The sequence below is a fragment of the Curvibacter sp. GW821-FHT09D12 genome, from assembly GCF_059416245.1.
Window position 1 is genome coordinate 39,722 of sequence record NZ_JBWKOU010000007.1, and the last position, 20,513, is coordinate 60,234.

Genomic DNA, 20,513 nt, shown 5'->3' on the forward strand with positions numbered 1-20,513 from the left:
CATGCCCACGTGCAAAAGGCACTCATGGAGTTCCTTTTGCTCGGCCGGGTGGCGTCAACCGCACGGCGGCCCGCAGGGCCACCCAACCTGCGCCTTGCCCGTTTTCTCAGGCGCGAGGCGCATCGGTGCCCATGGACAGCGCACAAGCAAGCCCCCCTCCTGACCCAGGCAGCAGGCAGGCGGGCGCCCAGGGATCCGCGGCCGTGACGGTTTGAACTGTTCAAAGATGGCGCTTTAGAATCAGCGCCCGCTGAATCTGTTTCAAATCGTTTCTCATGAGCCATCCCTGCCTGACCTGCGGTGCCTGCTGTGCCTCTTACCGCGTCGATTTTTCAATCCATGAGTTGGACGAAGAAGGTGGCACGGTGCCCGCCGGGCTGACGGTCGAAGTCAACCGCAGCACGTGCCGCATGCGGGGCACTGATCATGTGCCGATGCGCTGCGCGGCCCTCACAGGCAAAGTGGGTGAGAAGGTGGCGTGTGGTATTTACGAATGGCGTCCCGCCCCCTGTCATGAGCTGCAGGCTGGCGACCTCGGCTGCGAAAAGGCGCGGGCCCGCCACGGCCTGCCCCCGTATGCCGAGGTACTGGGCGACCGGATCGTTTGAGGCGATCCTTGTGCCGGCTTCAGCGGCCCGGCTCAGCGGCCTGGCTTCATCCACAGCGGCTCATGGCCGCTGGCGCTCCCAGTTGGCGCTTTCTTGGCCGGACCGCAACCTGTGCAGTCGCTGCAAGCACCACAGCCAGGGGCCTCGCCCAGCTTCTTTTGCAGGCGCCCCAGGGGCTTGCGCCAGGCCGAAGGCAGCCAATACCACAGGGCATAGCCCCCGGCCAAGGCCACCACCAGGCCCACAATCCATTGCTGCCACATGATCAAGCGCCTCCCAGCATCAAGGTGATTCGATAGGTGAGCCAGCTGGCCCCGTAGGCCAGCGCAAACAGGTACCCGGCCATCAGCGCCACATAACGCCAGCTGTTGGTCTCACGGCGCACGGTGACCAGGGTCGAGATGCACTGGGGTGCAAACACGTACCAGACCAGCAAGGACAGCGCCGTGGCCAAGGACCAGCTGTGCGCGATCAGCGGCCCCAGTTCGGCCGCCACATCCTCACCGCTGGCCGACAGGGCATACACGGTGCCCAGGGCCCCCACCGCCACCTCACGCGCGGCCAGACCCGGCACCAGGGCGATGGCGATCTGCCAATTGAAGCCGATGGGTGCAAACACGGTTTCCAGCAGGCGGCCCAACTGGCCGGCAAAGCTGTACTGGATGGCAGCGCCGGTCGCCCCTTCAGGCGCCCCCGGGTAAGTGGACAAAAACCACAACACGACCATCAGGGCCAGGATGATGCTGCCCACGCGTTTGACAAAGATCGAAGCGCGCTCGAACAGCCCCTGGGCGAGGTTGCGCAGGCTGGGCCAGCGGTAGGCGGGCAACTCCATGACCAGCGGCGTGTGCCGGGCATGGCCGCGCCACAGCTTGAACACGGCGGCCACCGCCATGGCGCCCACGATGCCCATCACATACAGGCCGAACATCACCAGGCCTTGCAGGTTGAACACACCGCCCACCGTGCGCTCAGGGATGAAAGCGCTGATCAGCAGGGCATACACCGGCAGCCGGGCCGAACAGGTCATCAGCGGGGCAATCATGATGGTGACCAGCCGGTCACGCCAATGGGTGATCGTGCGGGTCGCCATCACCCCGGGGATGGCGCAGGCAAAGCTTGACAGCAGCGGGATGAAGGAGCGGCCCGACAAGCCCACCGTGCCCATCACCCGGTCCAGCAAAAAGGCCGCCCGGGGCAGGTAACCCGAATCCTCAAGCACCAGGATGAAGAAGAACAGGATCAGGATCTGCGGCAGGAACACCAGCACACCACCGGCCCCGGCCAGCACCCCATCGGCCAGCAGACTTTGCAGCACGCCGGCGGGCACCTGCTCGCGCACCAGCTCAGCCAGGCCATCCACCGCCCCCTTGATGGCATCCATGGGCACGGTCGCCCAGCTGAACACCGCCTGGAACATCATGAACAGCGTGAAGGCCAGGATCAACATGCCCCACAGCGGGTGCAGCACCACGCGGTCGATGGCGTCGTCGGTGTGCAGGGTGTCGGCCGGCGTCTGGACCGCCAGGCCCAGGATGCGCCGTACCTCCAGCTGGGTCGCCATCACCTCGTCGAAATGCGGCGCATGCCAGGCCCGTGCGGCCTGGCCAGGTCGGCGCGTGGACTGCCATTGCTCAAAGAAGGCCAGCAACTCTTGTGCCCCATCGTGCCGGATGCCCACGGACTCCAGCACCGGCATGCCCAGCTCACGCGCCAGCACCTCGCGGTCGATGTGGATGCCCTCACGGCGGGCCGCATCGCTCATGTTGAGGGCCAGCACCATGGGCAGCCCCAGGGCACGGGCCTCCAGCACCAGGCGAAGGTTGAGTTTGAGGTTGGTGGCATCGGCCACGCACACCAGCAGGTCAGGGACAGGCTCGCCAGCGCGGTGTCCGGTCACGATGTCGCGCGTGACCGCCTCGTCGGCACTCAAGGCGTTCAGGCTGTAGGCCCCCGGCAGGTCAAGCACCACCACCCGCCGGCCGGCCGGTGTGGTGACCAGCCCTTCCTTGCGTTCGACGGTCACGCCCGCGTAGTTGGCCACCTTCTGGCGGCTGCCGGTGAGCAGGTTGAACAGCGCGGTCTTGCCGCAATTGGGGTTGCCCAGCAAGGCGGCACGAAGGGCGGGAGCGGTCTCGGTCATCAGATGCTCTTTTCCTCAGGGGCGGCCAGAGACACCCGGATCAGCGCCGCTTCATGGCTGCGCAAGGCGAACGTGGTGTGGCCCACCCGCACCGCAATCGGATCGGCGGCCGGAAAGCCGCGCGCAATCACGCGCACAGGCTCGCCGGGCAGAAAACCGATCTCGAGCAGGCGCAACAGCAACTCCTGGTCTTCGGGCGAGCTGGGCAACTCCAGGCGCACCACCTGCGCATCCACGCGCAGTGGCAATTCATGGACTCCCATCTCCTGGGCGGGGGAGCTGACCACGGAGGGCTTGGACATCGGCACAGTCGCCTTCTGAATGAAAACTATTCTTATTCTAGCCCTTCCAGAAAATGCGCCGCCTGTCGGAAATAAGCGACACCACGAAATTCTGGCGCCAGTAACGTCAGCGCCCATGCAACAGATCTGGGATATCTCCCCCTCCATCCACGCGGGCACCCCGGTGTTTCCGGGTGATGCCCCCTACCAGCAGCACTGGGCCGCCACCCTGGGCCCGGGCTGTCCGGTGAACGTCGCCACCCTCAGCCTGTCGCCCCATGTGGGGGCCCATGCCGATGCCCCGCTGCACTACGACGCCGCCGGCAGCCCGGTCGGGCTCCTGCCATTGGAGCCGTTTCTGGGCCCTTGCCGGGTGATCCATGCCGTGGGTTGCGGCCCGCTGCTGCACTGGTCGGATCTGGCCCACGCCCTGCCCGCCCATCAGGCCATGCCCCCCCGCGTGCTGGTGCGCTGTTACCGCCAAGCCCCCACACGATGGGACCCCGATCTGCCCGCCTTTGCCCCCGAGACGCTGGAGCAACTGGCCGATCTGGGTGTGTGCCTGGTCGGCATTGACAGCGCCAGCATCGATCCCGCCGACAGCAAGACGCTGGACAGCCATCAGGTGATCCGGCGCCGTGGCCTGCGTGTGCTCGAAAACCTGGTGCTCGATGAGGTGCCCGAAGGCGACTACGAGCTGATCGCCCTGCCCCTGAAGCTGATCAACGCCGACGCCTCGCCAGTGCGGGCCGTGCTGCGACGGCTGACCTGACACAAACACCCCACAAACACCCCCCTCCAACGACAGAAGGACCCCCACCATGTGCCCCTATCACAACACCTCAGCGAACCCGGAGCCGCCTGAAACGGCAGCCCCAGCCCACGCCACAGCGCAAATCGTGAAAGAAGAGCGCGCCCAGCTCGACTTCAGCCAGTCGATGAGCTACGGCGACTACCTGCAGTTGGACAGCATCCTGACGGCACAACACCCGCGCTCGCCCGACCACAATGAAATGCTGTTCATCGTGCAGCACCAGACCAGCGAACTCTGGATGAAGCTGATGCTGCACGAGCTGGGGGCGGCCATCCGCCACATCGCGGCCGACGATCTGCAGACGGCCTTCAAGATGCTGGCCCGTGTCAGCAAGATCATGGAGCAGCTGGTGCATGCCTGGGATGTGCTGGCCACCATGACCCCCCCCGAATACAGCGCCATCCGCCCCTACCTGGTGAGCTCCAGCGGCTTCCAGAGCTACCAGTACCGCTGCATCGAGTTCGCGCTGGGCAACAAGAACGCCGCCATGCTCAAGCCGCACGAACACCGCCCCGAACTGCTGGCGATGGTGCAGGAGCGCTATCAGAGCGCCTCTCTCTATGACGAAGCCCTGCGCCTGCTGGCCCGCCGCGGCCTGGCCGTGCCCGCCAGCCACACCGAGCGCGACTGGACCCAGCCCTACGAGGCCAGCGATGGCGTCGAACAGGCCTGGCTCACGGTGTACCGCGACCCCAAGGCGCACTGGGATCTGTATCAACTGGGCGAGGAACTCACCGACCTCGAAGATGCCTTCCGCCTGTGGCGCTTCCGCCACCTGACCACGGTCGAGCGCGTCATCGGATTCAAGCGCGGCACCGGCGGCACCGGCGGCGTGCGCTACCTGCGCAAGATGCTCGACGTGGTGTTGTTCCCCGAAATCTGGCGCCTGCGCACCGACCTGTGAGTGCCCCGCAGCGGGCGAGCTCGCCCCAGCGACCCATCCGGCGCTGACCGCAGGCATGTTGCAATGCACAATACCCCCATTGCAACTGCACGGAATCGGTCATGCGACGCGTTGTTTTCAATCAGAAGGGCGGGGTCGGCAAATCGACCATCACCAGCAACCTGGCCGCCATCGGCGCCCACCTGGGCCAACGCACCCTGGTGGTCGACCTGGACCCCCAGGGCAACTCCAGCCGCTACCTGCTCGGTGATGCGGTGGAGCAAGGCCTGAGTGGGGTGGCCGACTTCTTCGACACCACGCTCAAGTTCACGCTGCGGGCGCCCGCCACCAGCGACTTCATTGTGGCCTCGCCCTGGGAGAACCTGCACGTCATGCCCTCCAGCCCGGCGCTGGAAGAACTGCATGGCAAGCTGGAGAGCCGCTACAAGATCTACAAGCTGCGCGACGCCCTGCAGGAGCTGGCCGATGACTACGACGCCATCTGGATCGACACGCCACCCGCACTCAATTTCTACACCCGCTCGGCCCTGATCGCGGCCGAGTCCTGCCTGATTCCGTTTGACTGCGACGACTTCTCACGCCGGGCGCTCTATGGCCTGCTCGACAGCGTCAAGGAGATCCAGGCCGACCACAACCCCGATCTGCGCGTGGACGGCATTGTGGTGAACCAGTTCCAGCCCCGTGCCGCCCTGCCCCGCCGCACCGTGCAAGAGCTGATCGACGAAGGCCTGCCGGTGTGCCAGCCCTACCTCAGCGCCAGCGTGAAGATCAAGGAATCGCACGAGCTGGCCCGCCCCATGATCCATCTGGACCCACGCCACAAGCTCACCCAGGAGTTGGTGGCCCTGTACGAATCGCTGAACGCCTGACAACAAAAAACCCCGCTCCGGAAAACCGGTTGGCGGGGTTGTCAGGCCAGTGGGCAAGCGCCCCAGGCGCGTTCAGAACAGCTGCAGGCTCACCCAATAGGCCACACCAGCCACAAAGGCCGACGCCGGAATGGTCAGCACCCAGGCCCAGACGATGTTGCCGGCCACGCCCCAACGCACCGCGCTGGCGCGTTGCACCGAGCCGACGCCGACGATGGCACCGGTGATGGTGTGGGTGGTGGACACCGGAACCCCCATCAAGGTGGCGATGAACAGCGTGATGGCCCCGCCGGTCTCGGCGCAGAAGCCGCCCACGGGCTTGAGCTTGGTGATCTTCTGGCCCATGGTCTTGACGATGCGCCAGCCGCCAAACATGGTGCCCAGGCCGATGGCCATGTAGCAGCAGATGATGGTCCAGGTCGGTGGGGCTGTTTCCTGGGCCGAGGCATAGCCCGTGGCAATCAACAGCATCCAGATGATGCCGATGGTCTTTTGGGCGTCGTTGCCCCCGTGGCCCAAGCTGTAGGCCCCAGCCGAGATCAGCTGCAGGCGACGGAACCAGCGGTCGATCTTGGAAGGGCGCGTGCGGCGGCAGATCCAGGCCACGGCCACCATCATCAGCGAGCCAAACAGAAAGCCCAGCAGGGGCGAGATGAAGATGAAGGCCACCGTGCGCAGGATGCCGGCACCGATCAGGGCACTGGCCCCGGCCTTGGCGATCACCGCCCCCACAATGCCACCGATCAAGGCGTGCGACGAGCTGCTGGGGATCCCGTAATACCAGGTGATCAGGTTCCAGAAAATGGCCCCTGCCAGAGCACCGAACACCACGTGGATATCGATCACCCCCGCATCGGCAATGCCCTTGCCCACCGTGGCCGCCACGCTGAGGTGAAAGATGAAAATGGCGACAAAGTTGAAGAAGGCCGCAAACACCACCGCCTGCCCGGGCTTCAGAACCCCGGTGGACACCACCGTGGCAATCGAGTTGGCAGCATCATGAAACCCGTTCATGAAGTCGAACACCAGGGCCATGGCGACCAGCACCATGACAGCCCACAGTGCTACCGGAACATTGCTCATGTGAGTGCCCCAGATCAGGAATTCTCGAGGATGATGCCCTCGATCAGGTTGGCCACGTCCTCACACTTGTCGGTGATGGTTTCCAGCAGCTCGTAGATGGCCTTGAGCTTGATCACCTCGCGCACATCGGGCTCTTCGCGGAACAGCTTGCTCATGGCGGAGCGCATCACGCGGTCGGCATCCGACTCCAGGCGGTCAATCTCTTCGCAGGTCTTGAGCGCGGCTTCGGCCACCGGTTGATCGGCGATCTTGTCGAGCAGTTGCACCGCGTCGCGCAGGCGTTCACAGCATTTCAGGCTCAGGTCGGTGAGGCGGCTGATCTCATCGGTCATGACGCGCACGTCATACAGGGCCATGGTTTCGGCAGAGTCCTGAATCAGGTCAGCCACGTCGTCCATGGTGTTGATCAGCGAGTGGATCTGCTCGCGGTCAATCGGGGTGATGAAGGTCTTGTGGATCAGGCGGTTGACGTCCTGGGTCACGCGGTCAGCTGCATGCTCGGCGGCATCCACGTCCTGGTTGTACTTCTCGCGCAGGTGGGGGTCGGCATAGTTGGCCACCAACTGGGAGAACGCACGCGCAGCCTCCACGATGTGCTGGGCGTGCTGGTTGAACATCTCGAAAAAATTGCCTTCTCGGGGCAACAGCTTGCCAAACAGCATGGCGACTCCTAGCGGACTGAGGGGGGTCACAGATTGTGACGAAAAAATGACAAAGCCTCTGATTCTAACCGGCCGGCCTGGATGGGCGGCTGCAGAGCCCCCCAACCCGCCCCCGTGCCAGACTCAGGCACCCCGGAAGATGAAGTACACCGCCCCGACCATGCACAGCCCGGCCCAGAGGTAATCGAGCTTGAGCGGCTGCTGCAGGTACAGCACCGAAAACGGCACGAACACCGTCAAGGTGATCACTTCCTGCATGATCTTGAGCTGCCCCACATTGAGTTGGGTGTAGCCGATGCGGTTCGCCGGGACCTGCAGCAGGTACTCGAACAAGGCGATGCCCCAGCTGATCAAGGCGGCGGTGTACCAGGGCGTCTGCGCCAGGCTCTTGAGGTGCCCGTACCAGGCAAAGGTCATGAACAGGTTGGACAGCACCAGCAGGGCAGCAGCCTGCAGCGGCACCGGAAACGATTGAAAAAAGGTCAGCATGGGCGCCATTATCCGCAGGCACCCCGCCTGATCCCCCAGATTTACCGCATGTCCACCAATCCACTGGGTCCATCGCGGCCGGGTGCCCCAAAGCACCGCCCATGAAAAAGGCCGGGTTCAAACCCGGCCTTGACAGACACAGCGCCCCATCCGCAGACGCCGCGGAGGGCTGTGGCTTACTCGCCCAGATAGGCGGCGCGCACCTTGGGATCGCTCAGCAGGTCCTTGCCCTTGCCGGTCATGGTGATCAGGCCCGACTCCATCACATAGCCACGGCTGGCGATGGCCAGCGCACGGCTGGCGTTCTGCTCGACCAGCACGATGGTCACGCCCTGGGCCGACACATCACGCACCACCTCGAAGATCTTGTCGACCATGATGGGCGACAGGCCCATCGAGGGCTCGTCCAGCAACAGCACCTTGGGCTGGCACATCAGGGCCCGGGCCATGGCCAGCATCTGCTGCTCGCCACCCGACATGGTGCCGGCCAACTGGTCGCGGCGCTCCTTGAGGCGGGGGAACAGGGCGAACATCTTGTCGATATCCGCCAGCACGCCGGCCTTGTCGTTGCGGATGAAGGCGCCCATCTGCAGGTTTTCGGTGATGGTCATGCGGGTGAACACGCCGCGGCCCTCGGGCACCATCACCAGGCCTTGCTTGACCAGGTCCCAGGCGCCCTGCCCCTTGATGGGCTTGCCCAGGTAGTAGATGTCGCCGGCGTTGGCCGCCAGACCGCCTGTGATGGCCTTCATGGTGGTGGTCTTGCCCGCACCGTTGGAGCCGATCAGCGAGACCAGCTCGCCCTCGTGAACCTCGAAGTCCACGCCCTTGACCGCCTGGATGCCCCCGTAGGACACCTTCAGGCCAGCCACTTTCAAAAGCGTTTTCGCTGTCATGGGTTTGTCTTTCTCACTCAATGGCCACCGGCGCCGAGGTAAGCCTCGATCACCTTTTCGTTCTTCTGCACGTCCGCGGGCAGGCCTTCGGCAATCTGCTTGCCGTAGTCCAGCACCGTGACGCGGTCGCACAGGCCCATGACCAGCTTCACGTCGTGTTCGATCAGCAAAATGGTGCGGTTGTCGCGCCGAATCTGGTCGATCAGCTCGCGCAACTGCACCTTCTCGGTGGCGTTCATGCCGGCGGCCGGTTCGTCCAGAGCGATCAGCTGCGGATCGGTGGCCAGGGCACGGGCGATCTCCAGGCGACGCTGGTCACCATAGGACAGCGTGCGGGCCTTGAAATCGGCGTACTTGCCGATGCCCACGTAATCGAGCAGTTCTTGAGCGCGCTTGGCAATCGCAGCCTCTTCGGCCTTGAAGCCCGAGGTGCGGAACACCGCCCCCAGCAGCCCCGAGCCGGTGCGGATGTGGCGACCCACCATCACGTTCTCGAGCGCGGTCATTTCGGAGAACAAACGGATGTTCTGGAAGGTGCGGGCAATGCCCGCCTTGGCCACTTCATGCACGGCCGTGGGCTGGTAGGGCTTGCCGGCCAGCTCGAAGTTGCCGGTGTCGGGCGTGTACAGCCCGGTGATGACGTTGAAGAACGTGGTCTTGCCGGCGCCGTTGGGGCCGATCAGGCCATAGACCTGGCCACGTTCGATGGTGATGCCCACATCGCTCAGGGCCTGCAGGCCACCGAAACGTTTGGAAATGCCGGACACCTTGAGTACGGTTTCTGCCATGGGTGTCTCTCCTTAACGAACTTGCTGCAGCGACTTGCCGTGTTCGGGCGCGGGCCACAGGCCACGCGGACGCAACAGCATCACGATGATCATGGCCAGCGCAATCAGCAGCTGGCGCAGGATGGCCGAATCCAGACGGCCGTCGGTCATGGCCTGCAAGGGGCCGGCCACGTAGCGCAACACCTCGGGCAGGGCCGACAGCAGCACAGCGCCCAGAATCACGCCAGGGATGTGGCCAATGCCACCCAGCACCACCATGGCCACAATCATCACCGACTCCATCAAGCTGAAGGATTCCGGCGATACAAAGCCCTGGAAGGCACCGAACATGGCACCGGCGACACCGCCGAAGCTGGCGCCCATGCCGAAGGCCAGCAACTTCATGTTGCGGGTGTTGATGCCCATGGCCTTGGCGGCAATTTCGTCTTCACGGATGGCCATCCAGGCACGACCGATGCGCGAGTCCTGCAGGCGGTAGCAGATGATCACGGTGAAGATCACCAACGCCAGGAACAGGTAGTAGTACAGCGTGACCGAGTTGATGTCGTAGTCGCCGATGGACAGGCGCTTGGCCAGGTCCAGACCGAAGAAACTGATCGAATCGATCTGGCCCAGGCCCTTGGGGCCGTTGGTGATGTTGATCGGGTGGTCCAGGTTGTTCATGAAGATCCGCACGATCTCACCGAAGCCCAGGGTCACGATCGCGAGGTAGTCACCGCGCAGTTTCAGCGTCGGGGCCCCCAGCAAGGCACCAAAGAAGGCTGCGATCACTGCACCCAGCGGGATGATGGCCCACCACGGTGTGTGCAAGCCTCCCGGGAACATGGCGGCGATGGCCGCAAAGTTGTCGGTCAGCTGGGGCGAAGCCAGCAGGCCGAACATGTAGGCGCCCACGGCATAGAACGCCACGTAGCCCAGGTCCAGCAGGCCGGCATAGCCGACCACGATGTTCAGGCCCAGGGCCAGCATCACGTACAGCAGGGCCAGGTCGGCAATGCGCACCCAGGCGTTGCCAAAGAACTGCAGCAGCAAAGGCAGCAACAGCAGGGCCGCGCCGGCGGCCACGTACTTGAGGGTCTTGTTGTCTTGGTTCATGTTGATTCCCCCGATCAGGCGCGGTCGGCCACACGTTCACCCAGCAAGCCGGACGGACGCAGGGTCAACACGATGATGAGCACCACGAAGGCGAAGATGTCGGTGTAGTTGCTGCCCAGCAGACCGCCGGTCAGCGCGCCGATGTAGCCCGAGCCGATCGACTCGATCAGGCCCAGCAGGATGGCGCCCACCACGGCACCCGCCAGGTTGCCGATGCCGCCGAACACAGCGGCCGTGAAGGCCTTGAGGCCGGGCAGGAAGCCCATGGTGTGCTGAACGGTGCCGTAGTTGGCGGCGTACATCACGCCGGCAATGGCGGCCAGCACGGCCCCGATGATGAAGGTGGCCGAGATGACCATGTCGGGCTTCACGCCCATCAGGGCAGCCACGCGGGGGTTCTCAGCCGTGGCACGCATGGCACGCCCCAGCTTGGTGTAGTTGACCAGCCACATCAGCGACGCCAGAGACACCGCCGTCACACCCAGGATCAGGATCTGGGTGGGCGTGATCACCGCGCCACCCACTTCGATCGGTGCCGAAGGCAGCAGCGAGGGATAGGGCTTGTAGTTGGGCTTCCAGATGATCATGGCCAGGGTCTGCAGCAGGATCGACATGCCGATGGCCGTGATCAGCGGCGCCAGCTTGGGGCTGTTGCGCAGCGGCCGGTAAGCCACTTTTTCGATCACGAAATTCAGCGTTGCCGAGACCACGCAGGCGATGATCACCGCGATCAGCAGGATCAGCCAACCGGGCGCTGAAGGCATTGCGTCCTTCATGAACCCGATGATGGTCCAACTGGTGAGTGCCCCGACCATCAGCACCTCGCCGTGGGCGAAGTTGATCAGGTTGATGATGCCGTACACCATGGTGTAGCCCAAGGCCACCAAGGCATACATGCTGCCGAGTACCAGACCGTTGATGATCTGCTGCAGCAATATTTCCATAAAGTTTCTCCGTTGAGTCAGATGCCGTGCCGATCCCCGGGCGGATCGCCGGGGCACAACAAAGCCGTCTTCCACCTAGCAAAAAACCCGCCAGAAAAATCGGATGCGGGTTGGTGGGCGGGATTGTAGCCAACGGTACAGAATGAAAAAGTTATTGACTGACCGGGGTTTACCCGTGTTTTGACCTGCATCAGCAGGCCTATTTGGGCATCACAAAAACTGATGAAAAACGCTGTTCATTCATGCATCTGCTGACAAGGCCCGATGTGAAAACGGCTGACAGCGTCAACCGAGAACCCACCCATCGTGGCGCAAGATGGCTTGGCATCATAAATCATCGCTACAAGTTCAATAGCAACGACGGCTCGCCAAGCCGATGAAGCGGTGCGGGCCACGTCAACGCTGATTTCAATCCAGAACGCACCACAGCAGTGCATCCATGACCAGAAATGCTCACCGCCAATGCGCCGAACCTCAGAAATTCGGGATGAAAAAAAACTCAGCCGCGACGTGCGGCGTCGTCCAGCGCCCGCAAATGGGCCAGTTTCTCGCCAATCTTGAGCTCCAGCCCACGCGGCACGGGCTGGTACCAGGCGGGTTCCTCGATGCCCTCAGGCAGGTAGGTTTCACCCGCTGCATAGGCGTTGGGCTCGTCATGGGCATAGCGGTATTCGTGCCCGTAGCCCAATTCCTTCATGAGCTTGGTGGGCGCATTGCGAAGGTGCACCGGAACCTCACGGCTCTTGTCCTGCTTCACGAAGGCCTTGGCCTCGTTGTAGGCCTTGTAGCCCGCGTTGCTCTTGGCGGCCACAGCCAGGTAGATGACCGCTTGGCCCAGGGCCAGTTCCCCTTCCGGACTGCCCAGGCGTTCATAGGTCAGGGCCGCATCGTTGGCAATCTGCATGGCCCTGGGGTCGGCCAAGCCGATGTCTTCCCAAGCCATGCGGACAATGCGCCGCGCCAGATACCGGGCATCCGCCCCCCCATCCAACATGCGGGTCAGCCAGTAAAGGGCGGCGTCAGGGTGGGAGCCCCGCACCGACTTGTGCAAGGCTGAAATCTGGTCGTAGAAATTGTCACCGCCCTTGTCGAAGCGACGGCTGTTCAAGGTCAGGGCGTTCTGCAAGAAGTCGGCTGTGATGGCCGTGATGCCAGAAGCCTTGGCGGCAGTGCTCGTCTGTTCGAGCAGGTTCAAGAAACGCCTCGCGTCGCCGTCTGCATAGCCAATGATCGTGTCCCGCGCCAGGTCGTCGAAGACCAGATGGCCCAGGGCGAGTTCTTGGGCACGTGCCAGCAGCAGCTTCAGTTCGTCATCGGTCAGCGATTTGAGAACATAGACCTGCGCCCGCGACAACAGCGCCGAGTTCACTTCAAAGGAAGGGTTCTCCGTGGTGGCACCGATGAAGGTGACCAAGCCGCTTTCTGCATAGGGCAAAAGAGCGTCTTGCTGAGATTTGTTGAATCGGTGGATTTCGTCCACGAACAGGATCGTGTGCTTGCCCATGGACAGGTTTTGCTGGGCCTGCTCCATCGCAGCCCGGATGTCTTTGACCCCCGAGAACACCGCCGACAGGGCAATGAACTCGCACTTGAAGGCGGAGGCCGTGAGGCGTGCCAGGGTGGTTTTGCCGACGCCTGGCGGCCCCCAGAAGATCATGGAGTGGGGTTTGCCCGACTGAAACGCCAGCCTCAGAGGCTTGCCCTCGCCCAGCAAATGCGACTGCCCGACCACCTCGTCCAAAGTCTTGGGGCGAAGTGCTTCAGCCAGGGGGGCCGAAGGCTCTTGAGCGAACAAATCAGCCATGCATCACCCCCGTTGAACCCAGAGAACGCCCCAGGCCGAGTCCTCGCACCCTCGGGCACTGTTTGGACGACCGGGGCGGGTGTGCGCGACCGACCTCCCCCACCCGCAGCAAGGTGCAAGCCCCCAGCCGATGTGGCTGCTTCGCCCCCCTGGCCCGCGGCTGCAGGCGCAGCCGCCCGTCCAGGGGCAGGTACGAGGCAAAGTGGGGCATGGAGGCGGGGCGAGGCGTGTTCATGCCTCGATTGTCCATGCACCCGGGCACGGTTTTCACGGATGGCCGCAGCGCGGCCTGCACGCGACACTGGAGCACCTGAACAAATTTGAACAAAGAGGTGCTTCCCATGCCCATGGCTCGAATCGCGGCCCGCCCCAGAGGGCGCATCGCCCTGCTGGGGCTGAGCCTGCTCCTCGGCGCCCACACCCTGGCCCAGACCCCGCCGGCCGGTCGCATCGAGGGCCAGGCCTGGCAACACACTCCTGCCACGCTGGCCGCCAGCGTGGCACGGGCGGCCCTGGTACTGCCCGAGCGCGCCACGGGTGGCACCCGTTACACCGGGGCCTTCAGCGCCCGCCCGGCCACCCAGGGGCAAGCCGTGCCGGTGGTGTTGTTCCTGCACGGCTCGTCGGGCCTGGGCTTGAGCGCCATCGGCACCTGGCAACAATGGCTGGCGGACCAGGGCATTGCCAGCATGGCGCCGGACTCATTCGCCCTGCCCGAGCGGGTCACCTACCAGTCGCCGATTTCAGCCCAGGACTATGAGCGCATCCATGCGCTGCGAGGCTCTGAAATCGCACCGGCACTGGCCGCCTTGCAGACTCAGCCCTGGGCAGACACCCGCCGCATCGTGCTGGCCGGCACCAGCGAAGGTGCCGTGGCGGTGGCCCGCTACGCCGGTGACGGGGTGGCGGCACGCATGGTGTTTTCCTGGAGTTGCGAGGCCAACTACTTTGTTCAGGCCCCGCGCAACGCCTTTGCACCGGGCCAGCCGGTGCTCAACCTGATCAGCAGCACCGATCCGTATTTCTCGCGCAGCAACCCCTGGCTGGGCAACGCCGATGCCCTGGGCCACTGCTCCGCTGCCCTGAAGGACAACCCCCGGGCCAGCGTGCTGCTGATCCCCAACGCACCGCACACCTTGCTGAACTGGCCGGCCGCACACGACGCCGTGGCCGGCTTTTTGCAGCGCGTGCTGGCCGATCGCCCCTAAACCAGCCCGAGGTCACGCACCGCAGCGCCCGGAAAGACCCGCTGCAGCGCCTGGGGCCCCAAGCCGTACTGGCGCCCCAGCAAACCGGCGAGGACGCTGCGGTAATCGTTGAGCACCGGAAAATCCCGGTTCTGGAACAGGGTGGACGGGCTGATGGCCACCTGCTCGCCCAGCACCCGCCCGCCACGCAGGCCACCGCCCAGCACCCACAGCACCGAGCCATGGCCGTGGTCGGTGCCACGGTTGCCGTTTTCGCGGAAGGTACGGCCAAACTCGCTGATCACGACCACGGTGGTGCGGCCCCAGTCCTCGCCCAGGCCTTCGGCCAGCGCGGCCAGGCCCTGCCCCAGTTCGTCGAAGCGGCTGGCCAGCGCACCGGTGGCCCCCCCTTGTGCGACATGGGTGTCCCAGCCGCCCACATCGACAAAGCCGATGTCGTGCCCCGACTGCAGCAGATAGGCCAAGCGCCGCGCCACCTGCTCGAAGCCGCGGGCCGACATGGCCCGCCGGTTGGCGCTTTCCATTTCGGCCTGCAGGCTTTGGCGCGCCTCGGCCTGCACCTGAAAGCCTTCCCGCACCGGGGTGGCCAGGGTGCCGCCGCCGTACATGGCCTCGATGATGCGGGCCTGGCGTTCGTCCACCCCCGCCTTGCCCACCGAGGACAGGGCCACATTGGCCACGGGCACCGGGCCGCGCAAGGCCATGGGCAACTGCTCGGTGAAGGCAATGCCCAGGCCCTCGGCCCCGCCCAACTCGGCGCACAGCCGGTTCAGGAAACCGGATCGAAAATCGCGCCGCTCGCCCACGCCCTGCCCCAGCTCGATGCTGTCCTGGGTTTCAAAGTGGCTGCGCGTGAGGTCATCGGTGCCACAAAACGGGATGAAGGCCGCCTGCCCACGCTGGTACAGCGGCAGCACACTGCTGGCCAGGGCCGGGTGCAAGCCCCATTGCGCATCCAGCGGCAAGGCCCCTTGTGGGCGACCGGGCCGGGCGATGGCGATGTTGGGCCGTGACTCCTCGTAAAAGGTGTTGGCCGTGGGCACCAGCAGATTGGCCGCGTCGTAGCCCCCGCGCAGAAACACCAGCAGAAACTTGCTGCCCCCCGCCCCCGGCGCGGCCCAGCTGTGGCCGCCGTGCAGGGCCAGGGGTGCCAGGCTGGCGGCGCCCAAATGCTGAAGAAGGTGTCGGCGTTGCATGAGGGCCTCGCTTTCGGGTCAGCGGTTCATGAATTCAGGGGACGACAGCAAGAAGGTGTTCCACTCCTGCGGCGAGGTGGCCTGGTCCAGGGCCTGCCGGGTGCGCGGGCTCAGATTGGGCGCCAGGCCCTGGTGGTACAGCGCGTTTGACAACTGGGGGAAGGCGGGCTTCTCAACCGGGGGCGTGGCCTCGGTCTTGAACAGGCCGGCCGGCCCCGAGCCGATGGCCCGGGCCACCTCGAAGCGGGTGCTCATCTGGCCCGCGCTGGACCAGGCCGCCGCCTCCAGCGGGTAGCCGTCTGGCGTGCTGCGGCCGTACAGGGGCTCGCCCAGGCGGTTGATCCAGTTCAGCACCGGGTTGGGGTTGAGGATGACGCGCCCGTCATAGGCCAGGCGCACGGCGGCCAGCACGTAGTGCACCGGGTCGCGGAACAAGGTGCCCAATGAAGCCGCGAACTCCGGGCTGGCAAACAAGGCGTTCAGCGTCGCCGCCATGTTGCCGTCGCTGCGCAAAAAGGCCGCCGCCACTTTGTCCACGAGCCCGGGTGCCGGCGTATCCGACACCCAGAAGAGAATCAACTTGCGGGCCACAAAGCGCGCCGTGGACGGGTGCCTGGCCAGCCGGTCGAGTGCCACCTCCACGCGGGCCAGCCCCCGCCCCGGCAAGGCTTGGCCCAACAGGGTCTGCGGACTGTCGTCGTGGCGGCGCGGGTTGAACTCGAACAGCCCCCGTCGCACGTACTGCCCTTGAAGGGCCGGTGGCAACTGCGGAGGGGGTGCATCGGGCGGGTTGACCACGCCCAGGCCGCTCAGCACCCGCGCCAGGGCCTGCACGTCCTGCTGGGTGTAGCCCCCGCCGACGCCCAGGGTGTGCAGCTCCATCAGCTCGCGGGCGTAGTTCTCGTTGAGGCGGCCTGCCGCGTTGTGCTCGTTGTCCAGGTAGCGCAGCATGGCCGGGTGGTACACCGTGGCCCCCAGCAGCTCACGAAAGCGCCCCAGCGCATGCGGGCGCACGGCCTGCTCCTCGAAGTCCGGGATCAGGGCGCGCAGATTGCCTTTGTAGAGGTGCAGGCTGAAATGGTTCATCCAGAACCAGACCATCTGCTCCTGCACCTGCTGGGGTGAATAGAGAGCGCGCAGCACGAAACGCTGGGCCGATTCGCGCCCCTGGCGGTTCAGCTCTTGTTGATAGGCCTGCTGGGCGGCCTTCTTGGCCTCGTCATCCTTCAGGGCATCGGCCGCGCGCCGCTGCGCCTCCAGGGCCACCACGCGGGCCACCAAGGGCTCGCGGGTGATGGTCATGGCGTCAATCTGGGCCTGGGCTTCGGGCGGCAGCAGCGCACCGGGCTGCGGCTTGAGCTGCTGGGCCAGCCAGCGCGACAGGCCCAGACCCGCCAGCTGCCGTGCCGCCTCAGGGGTGGCGCCCCAGCTGAGGCGGTTGAGCCAGCGCACCTGGGCCGCCGGGCTGTCAGCCTGCGGATCACGCGGGCCACTGTCGGACGCCGGAACGGCAGCGCAGCCCGCCAAGCCCAGGCAGGCGCCGGCGGCAGATCCGCCGAGCAGGTGGCGACGCATCAGATCCATGATTGGTTTCCTGGTGGACCGCCTGCCGCCCGCACCGGCCGGGTGGCCAGGCAGTCGTCAAGCGATGAACACGCAACGACGAGCGACACGCAGGCGTTGACAAACGGATGGTAAAGACCGCCTGATGAACACCTGTTTTCAGCCGCGGCTACTGCTGCACGACATCGGCGCCCTTAGGGGCTTTGAACTGAAAGGCATCGGCCGGCAGGCTGGGGTTGGCCTGAAAACCGGTGAAGCTCAGCACCGATCGCTGGCCAAAGCTGTCCACGATGTCCAGGGTGGCCAGTTGCTCGCCCTTGAAGCCGATCTTCACGCTCTGGATCTGGCCGTCACGCGACTTGGGCAGGGCCTGCACCCACTGCTGCCCATCCTGCTCGGGCAAGGCCGTGAGCTTGAATTCAGCCTCCAGCGACTTGAGATCGGGTGCCGAGGCCAGCAGGGCCGCCGGGGTCGAACCCAACACCTGCGACTGTTTGCGCGCAGTGACCTGGTTCAGGTCCACGTCATAAAGCCACACGGTCTGGCCATCGGCGACCAGCTGCTGCTCAAACGGCTTGCGGTAGTCGAACCGGAAGCGCGACGGGCGCAGGAACTCGAACACGCCGCTGGAGCTCTTGCTGCGCGCCACCTGCCCCTCACGCGCCGGCGCCGTCACCACCTGGGTGAAGTCGGCCTTGCCACTGCGGGTGCCTTTGACAAAGGCTTCGAGCGCATCCAGGCCGCCGGCCAGGGCGGGCCCGGCCAGGATCAAGCCCAATCCCAGGGCTGCCAGAGGGTTTCGGATCTTCATGGGCTCACTCTCATTCGTTGCGTGCGGGCACCAGCACCTCGCGCTGGCCGCTGGTGGTGAGGGCACTCACCAGGCCGGCTTTTTCCATGTCTTCGAGCAGGCGGGCCGACCGGTTGTAGCCGATGCGCAGCTTGCGCTGCACATACGAGATACTGGCCTTGCGATCCTTGAGCACCACTTCAACGGCCTGGTCGTACATCGGGTCTTTCTCGCCGCCCTCACCCCCGCCCTCGCCGCCCGGGCCGTCGTCACCGTCCACGGTGCCGCCTTCGAGCACGCCGTCGATGTAGTCGGGCTCGCCCTGGCTTTTCAGGTAGCTGACCACGCGGTGCACCTCTTCATCGCTGACAAACGCACCGTGCACCCGGACGGGGAAGCCGGTGCCACTGGGCATGTAGAGCATGTCGCCCATGCCCAGCAGGGCTTCGGCCCCCATCTGGTCCAGGATGGTACGGCTGTCGATCTTGCTGCTCACCTGGAAGGCGATTCGGGTCGGGATGTTGGCCTTGATCAGGCCGGTGATCACATCCACGCTGGGGCGCTGGGTGGCCAGGATCAGGTGAATGCCGGCCGCACGGGCCTTCTGGGCCAGGCGGGCAATCAGCTCTTCGATCTTCTTGCCCACCACCATCATCAGGTCGGCCAGCTCGTCGATCACGACCACGATGTGGGGCAGGCGCTGCAGGGGCTCCGGGCTCTCGGGGGTCAGGCTGAAGGGGTTGTAGATGAACTCTTCCCGCGCCTTGGCCTCGTCGATCTTGGTGTTGTAGCCGGCCAGGTTGCGCACCCCCAGCTTGCTCATCAGCTTGTAGCGGCGCTCCATCTCGGCCACGCACCAGGTCAGGCCGTTGGCGGCCTGCTTCATGTCGGTGACCACGGGGGCCAGCAGATGGGGAATGCCCTCGTAGACCGACATTTCCAGCATCTTGGGGTCGATCATCAGCAGGCGCACATCACGGGCCTCGGCCTTGTACAGCAGCGACAGGATCATGGCGTTGATCCCCACCGACTTGCCCGAGCCCGTGGTACCGGCCACCAGCACGTGGGGCATCTTGGCCAGATCGGCCACCACCGGGTTGCCGATGATGTCCTTGCCCAGGCCCATGGTGAGCAGCGATTTGGCCTCGTGGTAGATCTGCGAGCCCAGGATCTCACTGAGCTTGATGGTCTGGCGCTTGGCGTTGGGCAACTCCAGCGCCATGTAGTTCTTGCCCGGAATGGTCTCGATCACCCGGATCGACACCAGACTCAGCGAACGGGCCAGGTCCTTGGCCAGGTTCACCACCTGCGAGCCCTTCACGCCCGTGGCGGGTTCAATCTCGTAGCGGGTGATGACCGGGCCCGGCGAAGCCAGCACCACGCGCACCTCGACGCCAAAGTCCTTCAGCTTTTTCTCGATGAGGCGGCTGGTCATCTCCAGGGTTTCAGGCGAGACCGTCTCCTGCCGCAACAGTGCACCGTCCAGCAGATCGACCTGCGGCAACTTGCTGTCGGGCATGTCGGTGAACAGGGGCTTTTGTCGCTCCTTGACCACGCGCTCGCTTTTGGGCACGTCCAGCATCACCGGCTCGATGATCTGCACCGGCTTCGGGTGGTGTTCACGGATTTCGATGCGCTCTTCGTGCACCACCTCCTCGCGTTCGCGCGCAGCACGCTTGCCCACCGCCAGGTCTTCGGCGATCTCGCTCTTCTTGCGGCGCGACTGCACCAGCGAATCCAGCGCCGCACCCAGGCGCTCGGCCGCATGGCCCCAGGAGAAACGGAACACCAGTGCGCTGCCGATCAGGCCCACGGTCAGGGTCAGCAGCGCCGACCCGGTGAAGCCCAGCCACTTCATCAGCAGGGGGCCCGTGAGGTAGCCCAGCACGCCCCCGGCGTGGCCCGGCAGATGCCCCTCGAAGCGGTACAGCCGGGTCCATTCCAGCGCCGTGCTGGCCAGCACCAGCAACACCAGGCCCAACCAGAAAGGCCAGCGCGACCCGGGCTGCCCGGTCTCGTCTGCACGCATCCAGCGCGCCAGGCTGGCCAGCCAGGCCCGCACGGCCGCAGCGACACCCCACCAGACGGAAAAGCCCAGCATGAAATAGCTGACATCGGCCAGCCAGGCCCCCAGGCGCCCACTCCAGTTCAGCACCTTCAGGCCGCCCCCCGTGGTCGACCAGGCCGGGTCTTGCGCATGGTAGGTGAGCAAGGCCAGAAGCCACAGCACCAGCAGGGCCGCCCAGACGATCAAGCCGATCTCGTGGGTGAAGCGGCTGACCCCATAGCGCACCGGAGCGTCGCGGTCACGGGCCGGGGCGGAGGAATTCAGGGTGTGAAGGGAATAGGTCATAGGCAGTCAAGGGCGCCAAGCTT

Annotated in this window: 20 protein-coding genes; 5 read left to right on the forward strand and 15 right to left on the reverse strand. The window is 65.0% G+C overall.

From position 1 onward, the window contains the following. Nucleotides 1–275: 275 nt before the first annotated feature. Nucleotides 276–608 carry a YkgJ family cysteine cluster protein gene (locus AC07PT_RS13115; protein WP_492347961.1) on the forward strand — a complete coding sequence of 111 codons (333 nt, stop codon included), beginning with the start codon at nt 276–278 and terminating at the stop codon, nt 606–608. 32 nt (nt 609–640) lie between these two features. Here the strand turns inward: AC07PT_RS13115 and AC07PT_RS13120 are convergent, their stop codons facing one another. From AC07PT_RS13120 to AC07PT_RS13130, 3 genes are read right to left on the reverse strand one after another with little or no spacing between them, the layout of a single operon-like run. After that, nucleotides 641–871 (reverse strand): hypothetical protein, encoded by a 231-nt coding sequence (locus AC07PT_RS13120; protein ID WP_492347960.1) that lies wholly within the window; start codon nt 869–871, stop codon nt 641–643. A gap of 2 nt (nt 872–873) precedes the next feature. Next, complete coding sequence (gene feoB / locus AC07PT_RS13125) at nt 874–2,751, reverse strand: ferrous iron transporter B (RefSeq protein ID WP_494656913.1); 1,878 nt, start codon at nt 2,749–2,751, stop codon at nt 874–876. Then, nucleotides 2,751–3,053, reverse strand: coding sequence for a FeoA family protein (locus AC07PT_RS13130; RefSeq protein WP_494656914.1), 303 nt, complete (start codon nt 3,051–3,053; stop codon nt 2,751–2,753). The genes feoB and AC07PT_RS13130 overlap by 1 nt, the downstream gene beginning before the upstream one ends. Nucleotides 3,054–3,168: 115 nt before the next feature. Between AC07PT_RS13130 and kynB the strand changes: the two genes are divergently transcribed. The 3 genes from kynB (at nt 3,169) to AC07PT_RS13145 (ending at nt 5,619) form a co-directional block, all read left to right on the forward strand. Further along, entirely contained in the window at nt 3,169–3,804 is a 636-nt protein-coding gene (kynB, locus tag AC07PT_RS13135) for an arylformamidase (RefSeq protein WP_494656915.1), read from the forward strand. Between the two features lie 49 nt (nt 3,805–3,853). Continuing rightward, on the forward strand, nt 3,854–4,750 hold the full coding sequence (gene kynA, locus AC07PT_RS13140) for a tryptophan 2,3-dioxygenase (protein WP_494656916.1): 897 nt from the start codon (nt 3,854–3,856) through the stop codon (nt 4,748–4,750). A gap of 101 nt (nt 4,751–4,851) precedes the next feature. Beyond that, nucleotides 4,852–5,619, forward strand: a complete 768-nt coding sequence (locus AC07PT_RS13145) for a ParA family protein (RefSeq protein WP_492347955.1) — start codon at nt 4,852–4,854, stop codon at nt 5,617–5,619. A gap of 72 nt (nt 5,620–5,691) precedes the next feature. On the opposite strand, the gene AC07PT_RS13150 is transcribed toward AC07PT_RS13145, so the two are convergent. From AC07PT_RS13150 to AC07PT_RS13185, 8 genes are all read right to left on the reverse strand, one after another. Next, nucleotides 5,692–6,702: an inorganic phosphate transporter gene (locus AC07PT_RS13150; RefSeq protein ID WP_492347954.1), complete on the reverse strand. Its 1,011-nt coding sequence runs from the start codon at nt 6,700–6,702 to the stop codon at nt 5,692–5,694. 14 nt (nt 6,703–6,716) lie between these two features. Continuing rightward, a complete protein-coding gene (locus tag AC07PT_RS13155) occupies nt 6,717–7,364 on the reverse strand; it encodes a DUF47 domain-containing protein (RefSeq protein WP_492347953.1) in 648 nt (215 codons plus the stop codon). A gap of 123 nt (nt 7,365–7,487) precedes the next feature. Next, complete coding sequence (locus tag AC07PT_RS13160; protein ID WP_492347952.1) at nt 7,488–7,862, reverse strand: DMT family protein; 375 nt, start codon at nt 7,860–7,862, stop codon at nt 7,488–7,490. A 167-nt stretch (nt 7,863–8,029) separates the two neighbouring features. Beyond that, on the reverse strand, nt 8,030–8,749 hold the full coding sequence (locus tag AC07PT_RS13165) for an ABC transporter ATP-binding protein (protein ID WP_492347951.1): 720 nt from the start codon (nt 8,747–8,749) through the stop codon (nt 8,030–8,032). Between the two features lie 17 nt (nt 8,750–8,766). After that, the gene (locus AC07PT_RS13170) at nt 8,767–9,537 is read right to left on the reverse strand and encodes an ABC transporter ATP-binding protein (protein WP_494656917.1); all 771 of its coding nucleotides are present in this window, start codon (nt 9,535–9,537) and stop codon (nt 8,767–8,769) included. A 12-nt stretch (nt 9,538–9,549) separates the two neighbouring features. Beyond that, a complete protein-coding gene (locus AC07PT_RS13175; RefSeq protein ID WP_494656918.1) occupies nt 9,550–10,632 on the reverse strand; it encodes an ABC transporter permease subunit in 1,083 nt (360 codons plus the stop codon). A gap of 14 nt (nt 10,633–10,646) precedes the next feature. After that, the gene (locus AC07PT_RS13180; RefSeq protein WP_492347948.1) at nt 10,647–11,576 is read right to left on the reverse strand and encodes a branched-chain amino acid ABC transporter permease; all 930 of its coding nucleotides are present in this window, start codon (nt 11,574–11,576) and stop codon (nt 10,647–10,649) included. A gap of 499 nt (nt 11,577–12,075) precedes the next feature. Beyond that, on the reverse strand, nt 12,076–13,380 hold the full coding sequence (locus tag AC07PT_RS13185; RefSeq protein ID WP_492347947.1) for a replication-associated recombination protein A: 1,305 nt from the start codon (nt 13,378–13,380) through the stop codon (nt 12,076–12,078). 341 nt (nt 13,381–13,721) lie between these two features. Here AC07PT_RS13185 and AC07PT_RS13190 point away from each other — a divergent pair, with 341 nt between their 5' ends. Continuing rightward, nucleotides 13,722–14,588: a dienelactone hydrolase family protein gene (locus AC07PT_RS13190; protein ID WP_494656919.1), complete on the forward strand. Its 867-nt coding sequence runs from the start codon at nt 13,722–13,724 to the stop codon at nt 14,586–14,588. On the opposite strand, the gene AC07PT_RS13195 is transcribed toward AC07PT_RS13190, so the two are convergent. The 4 genes from AC07PT_RS13195 to AC07PT_RS13210 all read right to left on the reverse strand — a co-directional run bounded on the left by AC07PT_RS13195 (nt 14,585) and on the right by AC07PT_RS13210 (nt 20,490). After that, nucleotides 14,585–15,784 carry a DUF1501 domain-containing protein gene (locus AC07PT_RS13195; RefSeq protein WP_494656920.1) on the reverse strand — a complete coding sequence of 400 codons (1,200 nt, stop codon included), beginning with the start codon at nt 15,782–15,784 and terminating at the stop codon, nt 14,585–14,587. The genes AC07PT_RS13190 and AC07PT_RS13195 overlap by 4 nt on opposite strands. A gap of 18 nt (nt 15,785–15,802) precedes the next feature. Beyond that, a complete protein-coding gene (locus tag AC07PT_RS13200; protein WP_494656921.1) occupies nt 15,803–17,368 on the reverse strand; it encodes a DUF1800 domain-containing protein in 1,566 nt (521 codons plus the stop codon). 148 nt (nt 17,369–17,516) lie between these two features. After that, nucleotides 17,517–18,158, reverse strand: coding sequence for an outer membrane lipoprotein periplasmic chaperone LolA (lolA, locus tag AC07PT_RS13205; protein WP_494656922.1), 642 nt, complete (start codon nt 18,156–18,158; stop codon nt 17,517–17,519). Nucleotides 18,159–18,168: 10 nt separating this feature from the next. Then, on the reverse strand, nt 18,169–20,490 hold the full coding sequence (locus tag AC07PT_RS13210; RefSeq protein WP_494656923.1) for a DNA translocase FtsK: 2,322 nt from the start codon (nt 20,488–20,490) through the stop codon (nt 18,169–18,171). Nucleotides 20,491–20,513: the final 23 nt, after the last annotated feature.

Bases quoted from the DNA above. Each gene is read 5' to 3' on its own strand.
- feoB (WP_494656913.1), bottom strand. From the start codon at position 2,751: ATGACCGAGACCGCTCCCGCCCTTCGTGCCGCCTTGCTGGGCAACCCC.
- kynB (WP_494656915.1), top strand. From the start codon at position 3,169: ATGCAACAGATCTGGGATATCTCCCCCTCCATCCACGCGGGCACCCCG.
- AC07PT_RS13185 (WP_492347947.1), bottom strand. From the start codon at position 13,380: ATGGCTGATTTGTTCGCTCAAGAGCCTTCGGCCCCCCTGGCTGAAGCA.
- AC07PT_RS13175 (WP_494656918.1), bottom strand. From the start codon at position 10,632: ATGAACCAAGACAACAAGACCCTCAAGTACGTGGCCGCCGGCGCGGCC.
- AC07PT_RS13180 (WP_492347948.1), bottom strand. From the start codon at position 11,576: ATGGAAATATTGCTGCAGCAGATCATCAACGGTCTGGTACTCGGCAGC.
- AC07PT_RS13165 (WP_492347951.1), bottom strand. From the start codon at position 8,749: ATGACAGCGAAAACGCTTTTGAAAGTGGCTGGCCTGAAGGTGTCCTAC.
- AC07PT_RS13130 (WP_494656914.1), bottom strand. From the start codon at position 3,053: ATGTCCAAGCCCTCCGTGGTCAGCTCCCCCGCCCAGGAGATGGGAGTC.
- AC07PT_RS13155 (WP_492347953.1), bottom strand. From the start codon at position 7,364: ATGCTGTTTGGCAAGCTGTTGCCCCGAGAAGGCAATTTTTTCGAGATG.
- AC07PT_RS13200 (WP_494656921.1), bottom strand. From the start codon at position 17,368: ATGGATCTGATGCGTCGCCACCTGCTCGGCGGATCTGCCGCCGGCGCC.
- AC07PT_RS13210 (WP_494656923.1), bottom strand. From the start codon at position 20,490: ATGACCTATTCCCTTCACACCCTGAATTCCTCCGCCCCGGCCCGTGAC.
- lolA (WP_494656922.1), bottom strand. From the start codon at position 18,158: ATGAAGATCCGAAACCCTCTGGCAGCCCTGGGATTGGGCTTGATCCTG.
- AC07PT_RS13115 (WP_492347961.1), top strand. From the start codon at position 276: ATGAGCCATCCCTGCCTGACCTGCGGTGCCTGCTGTGCCTCTTACCGC.
- AC07PT_RS13170 (WP_494656917.1), bottom strand. From the start codon at position 9,537: ATGGCAGAAACCGTACTCAAGGTGTCCGGCATTTCCAAACGTTTCGGT.
- AC07PT_RS13120 (WP_492347960.1), bottom strand. From the start codon at position 871: ATGTGGCAGCAATGGATTGTGGGCCTGGTGGTGGCCTTGGCCGGGGGC.
- AC07PT_RS13160 (WP_492347952.1), bottom strand. From the start codon at position 7,862: ATGGCGCCCATGCTGACCTTTTTTCAATCGTTTCCGGTGCCGCTGCAG.
- AC07PT_RS13145 (WP_492347955.1), top strand. From the start codon at position 4,852: ATGCGACGCGTTGTTTTCAATCAGAAGGGCGGGGTCGGCAAATCGACC.
- kynA (WP_494656916.1), top strand. From the start codon at position 3,854: ATGTGCCCCTATCACAACACCTCAGCGAACCCGGAGCCGCCTGAAACG.
- AC07PT_RS13195 (WP_494656920.1), bottom strand. From the start codon at position 15,784: ATGCAACGCCGACACCTTCTTCAGCATTTGGGCGCCGCCAGCCTGGCA.
- AC07PT_RS13150 (WP_492347954.1), bottom strand. From the start codon at position 6,702: ATGAGCAATGTTCCGGTAGCACTGTGGGCTGTCATGGTGCTGGTCGCC.
- AC07PT_RS13190 (WP_494656919.1), top strand. From the start codon at position 13,722: ATGCCCATGGCTCGAATCGCGGCCCGCCCCAGAGGGCGCATCGCCCTG.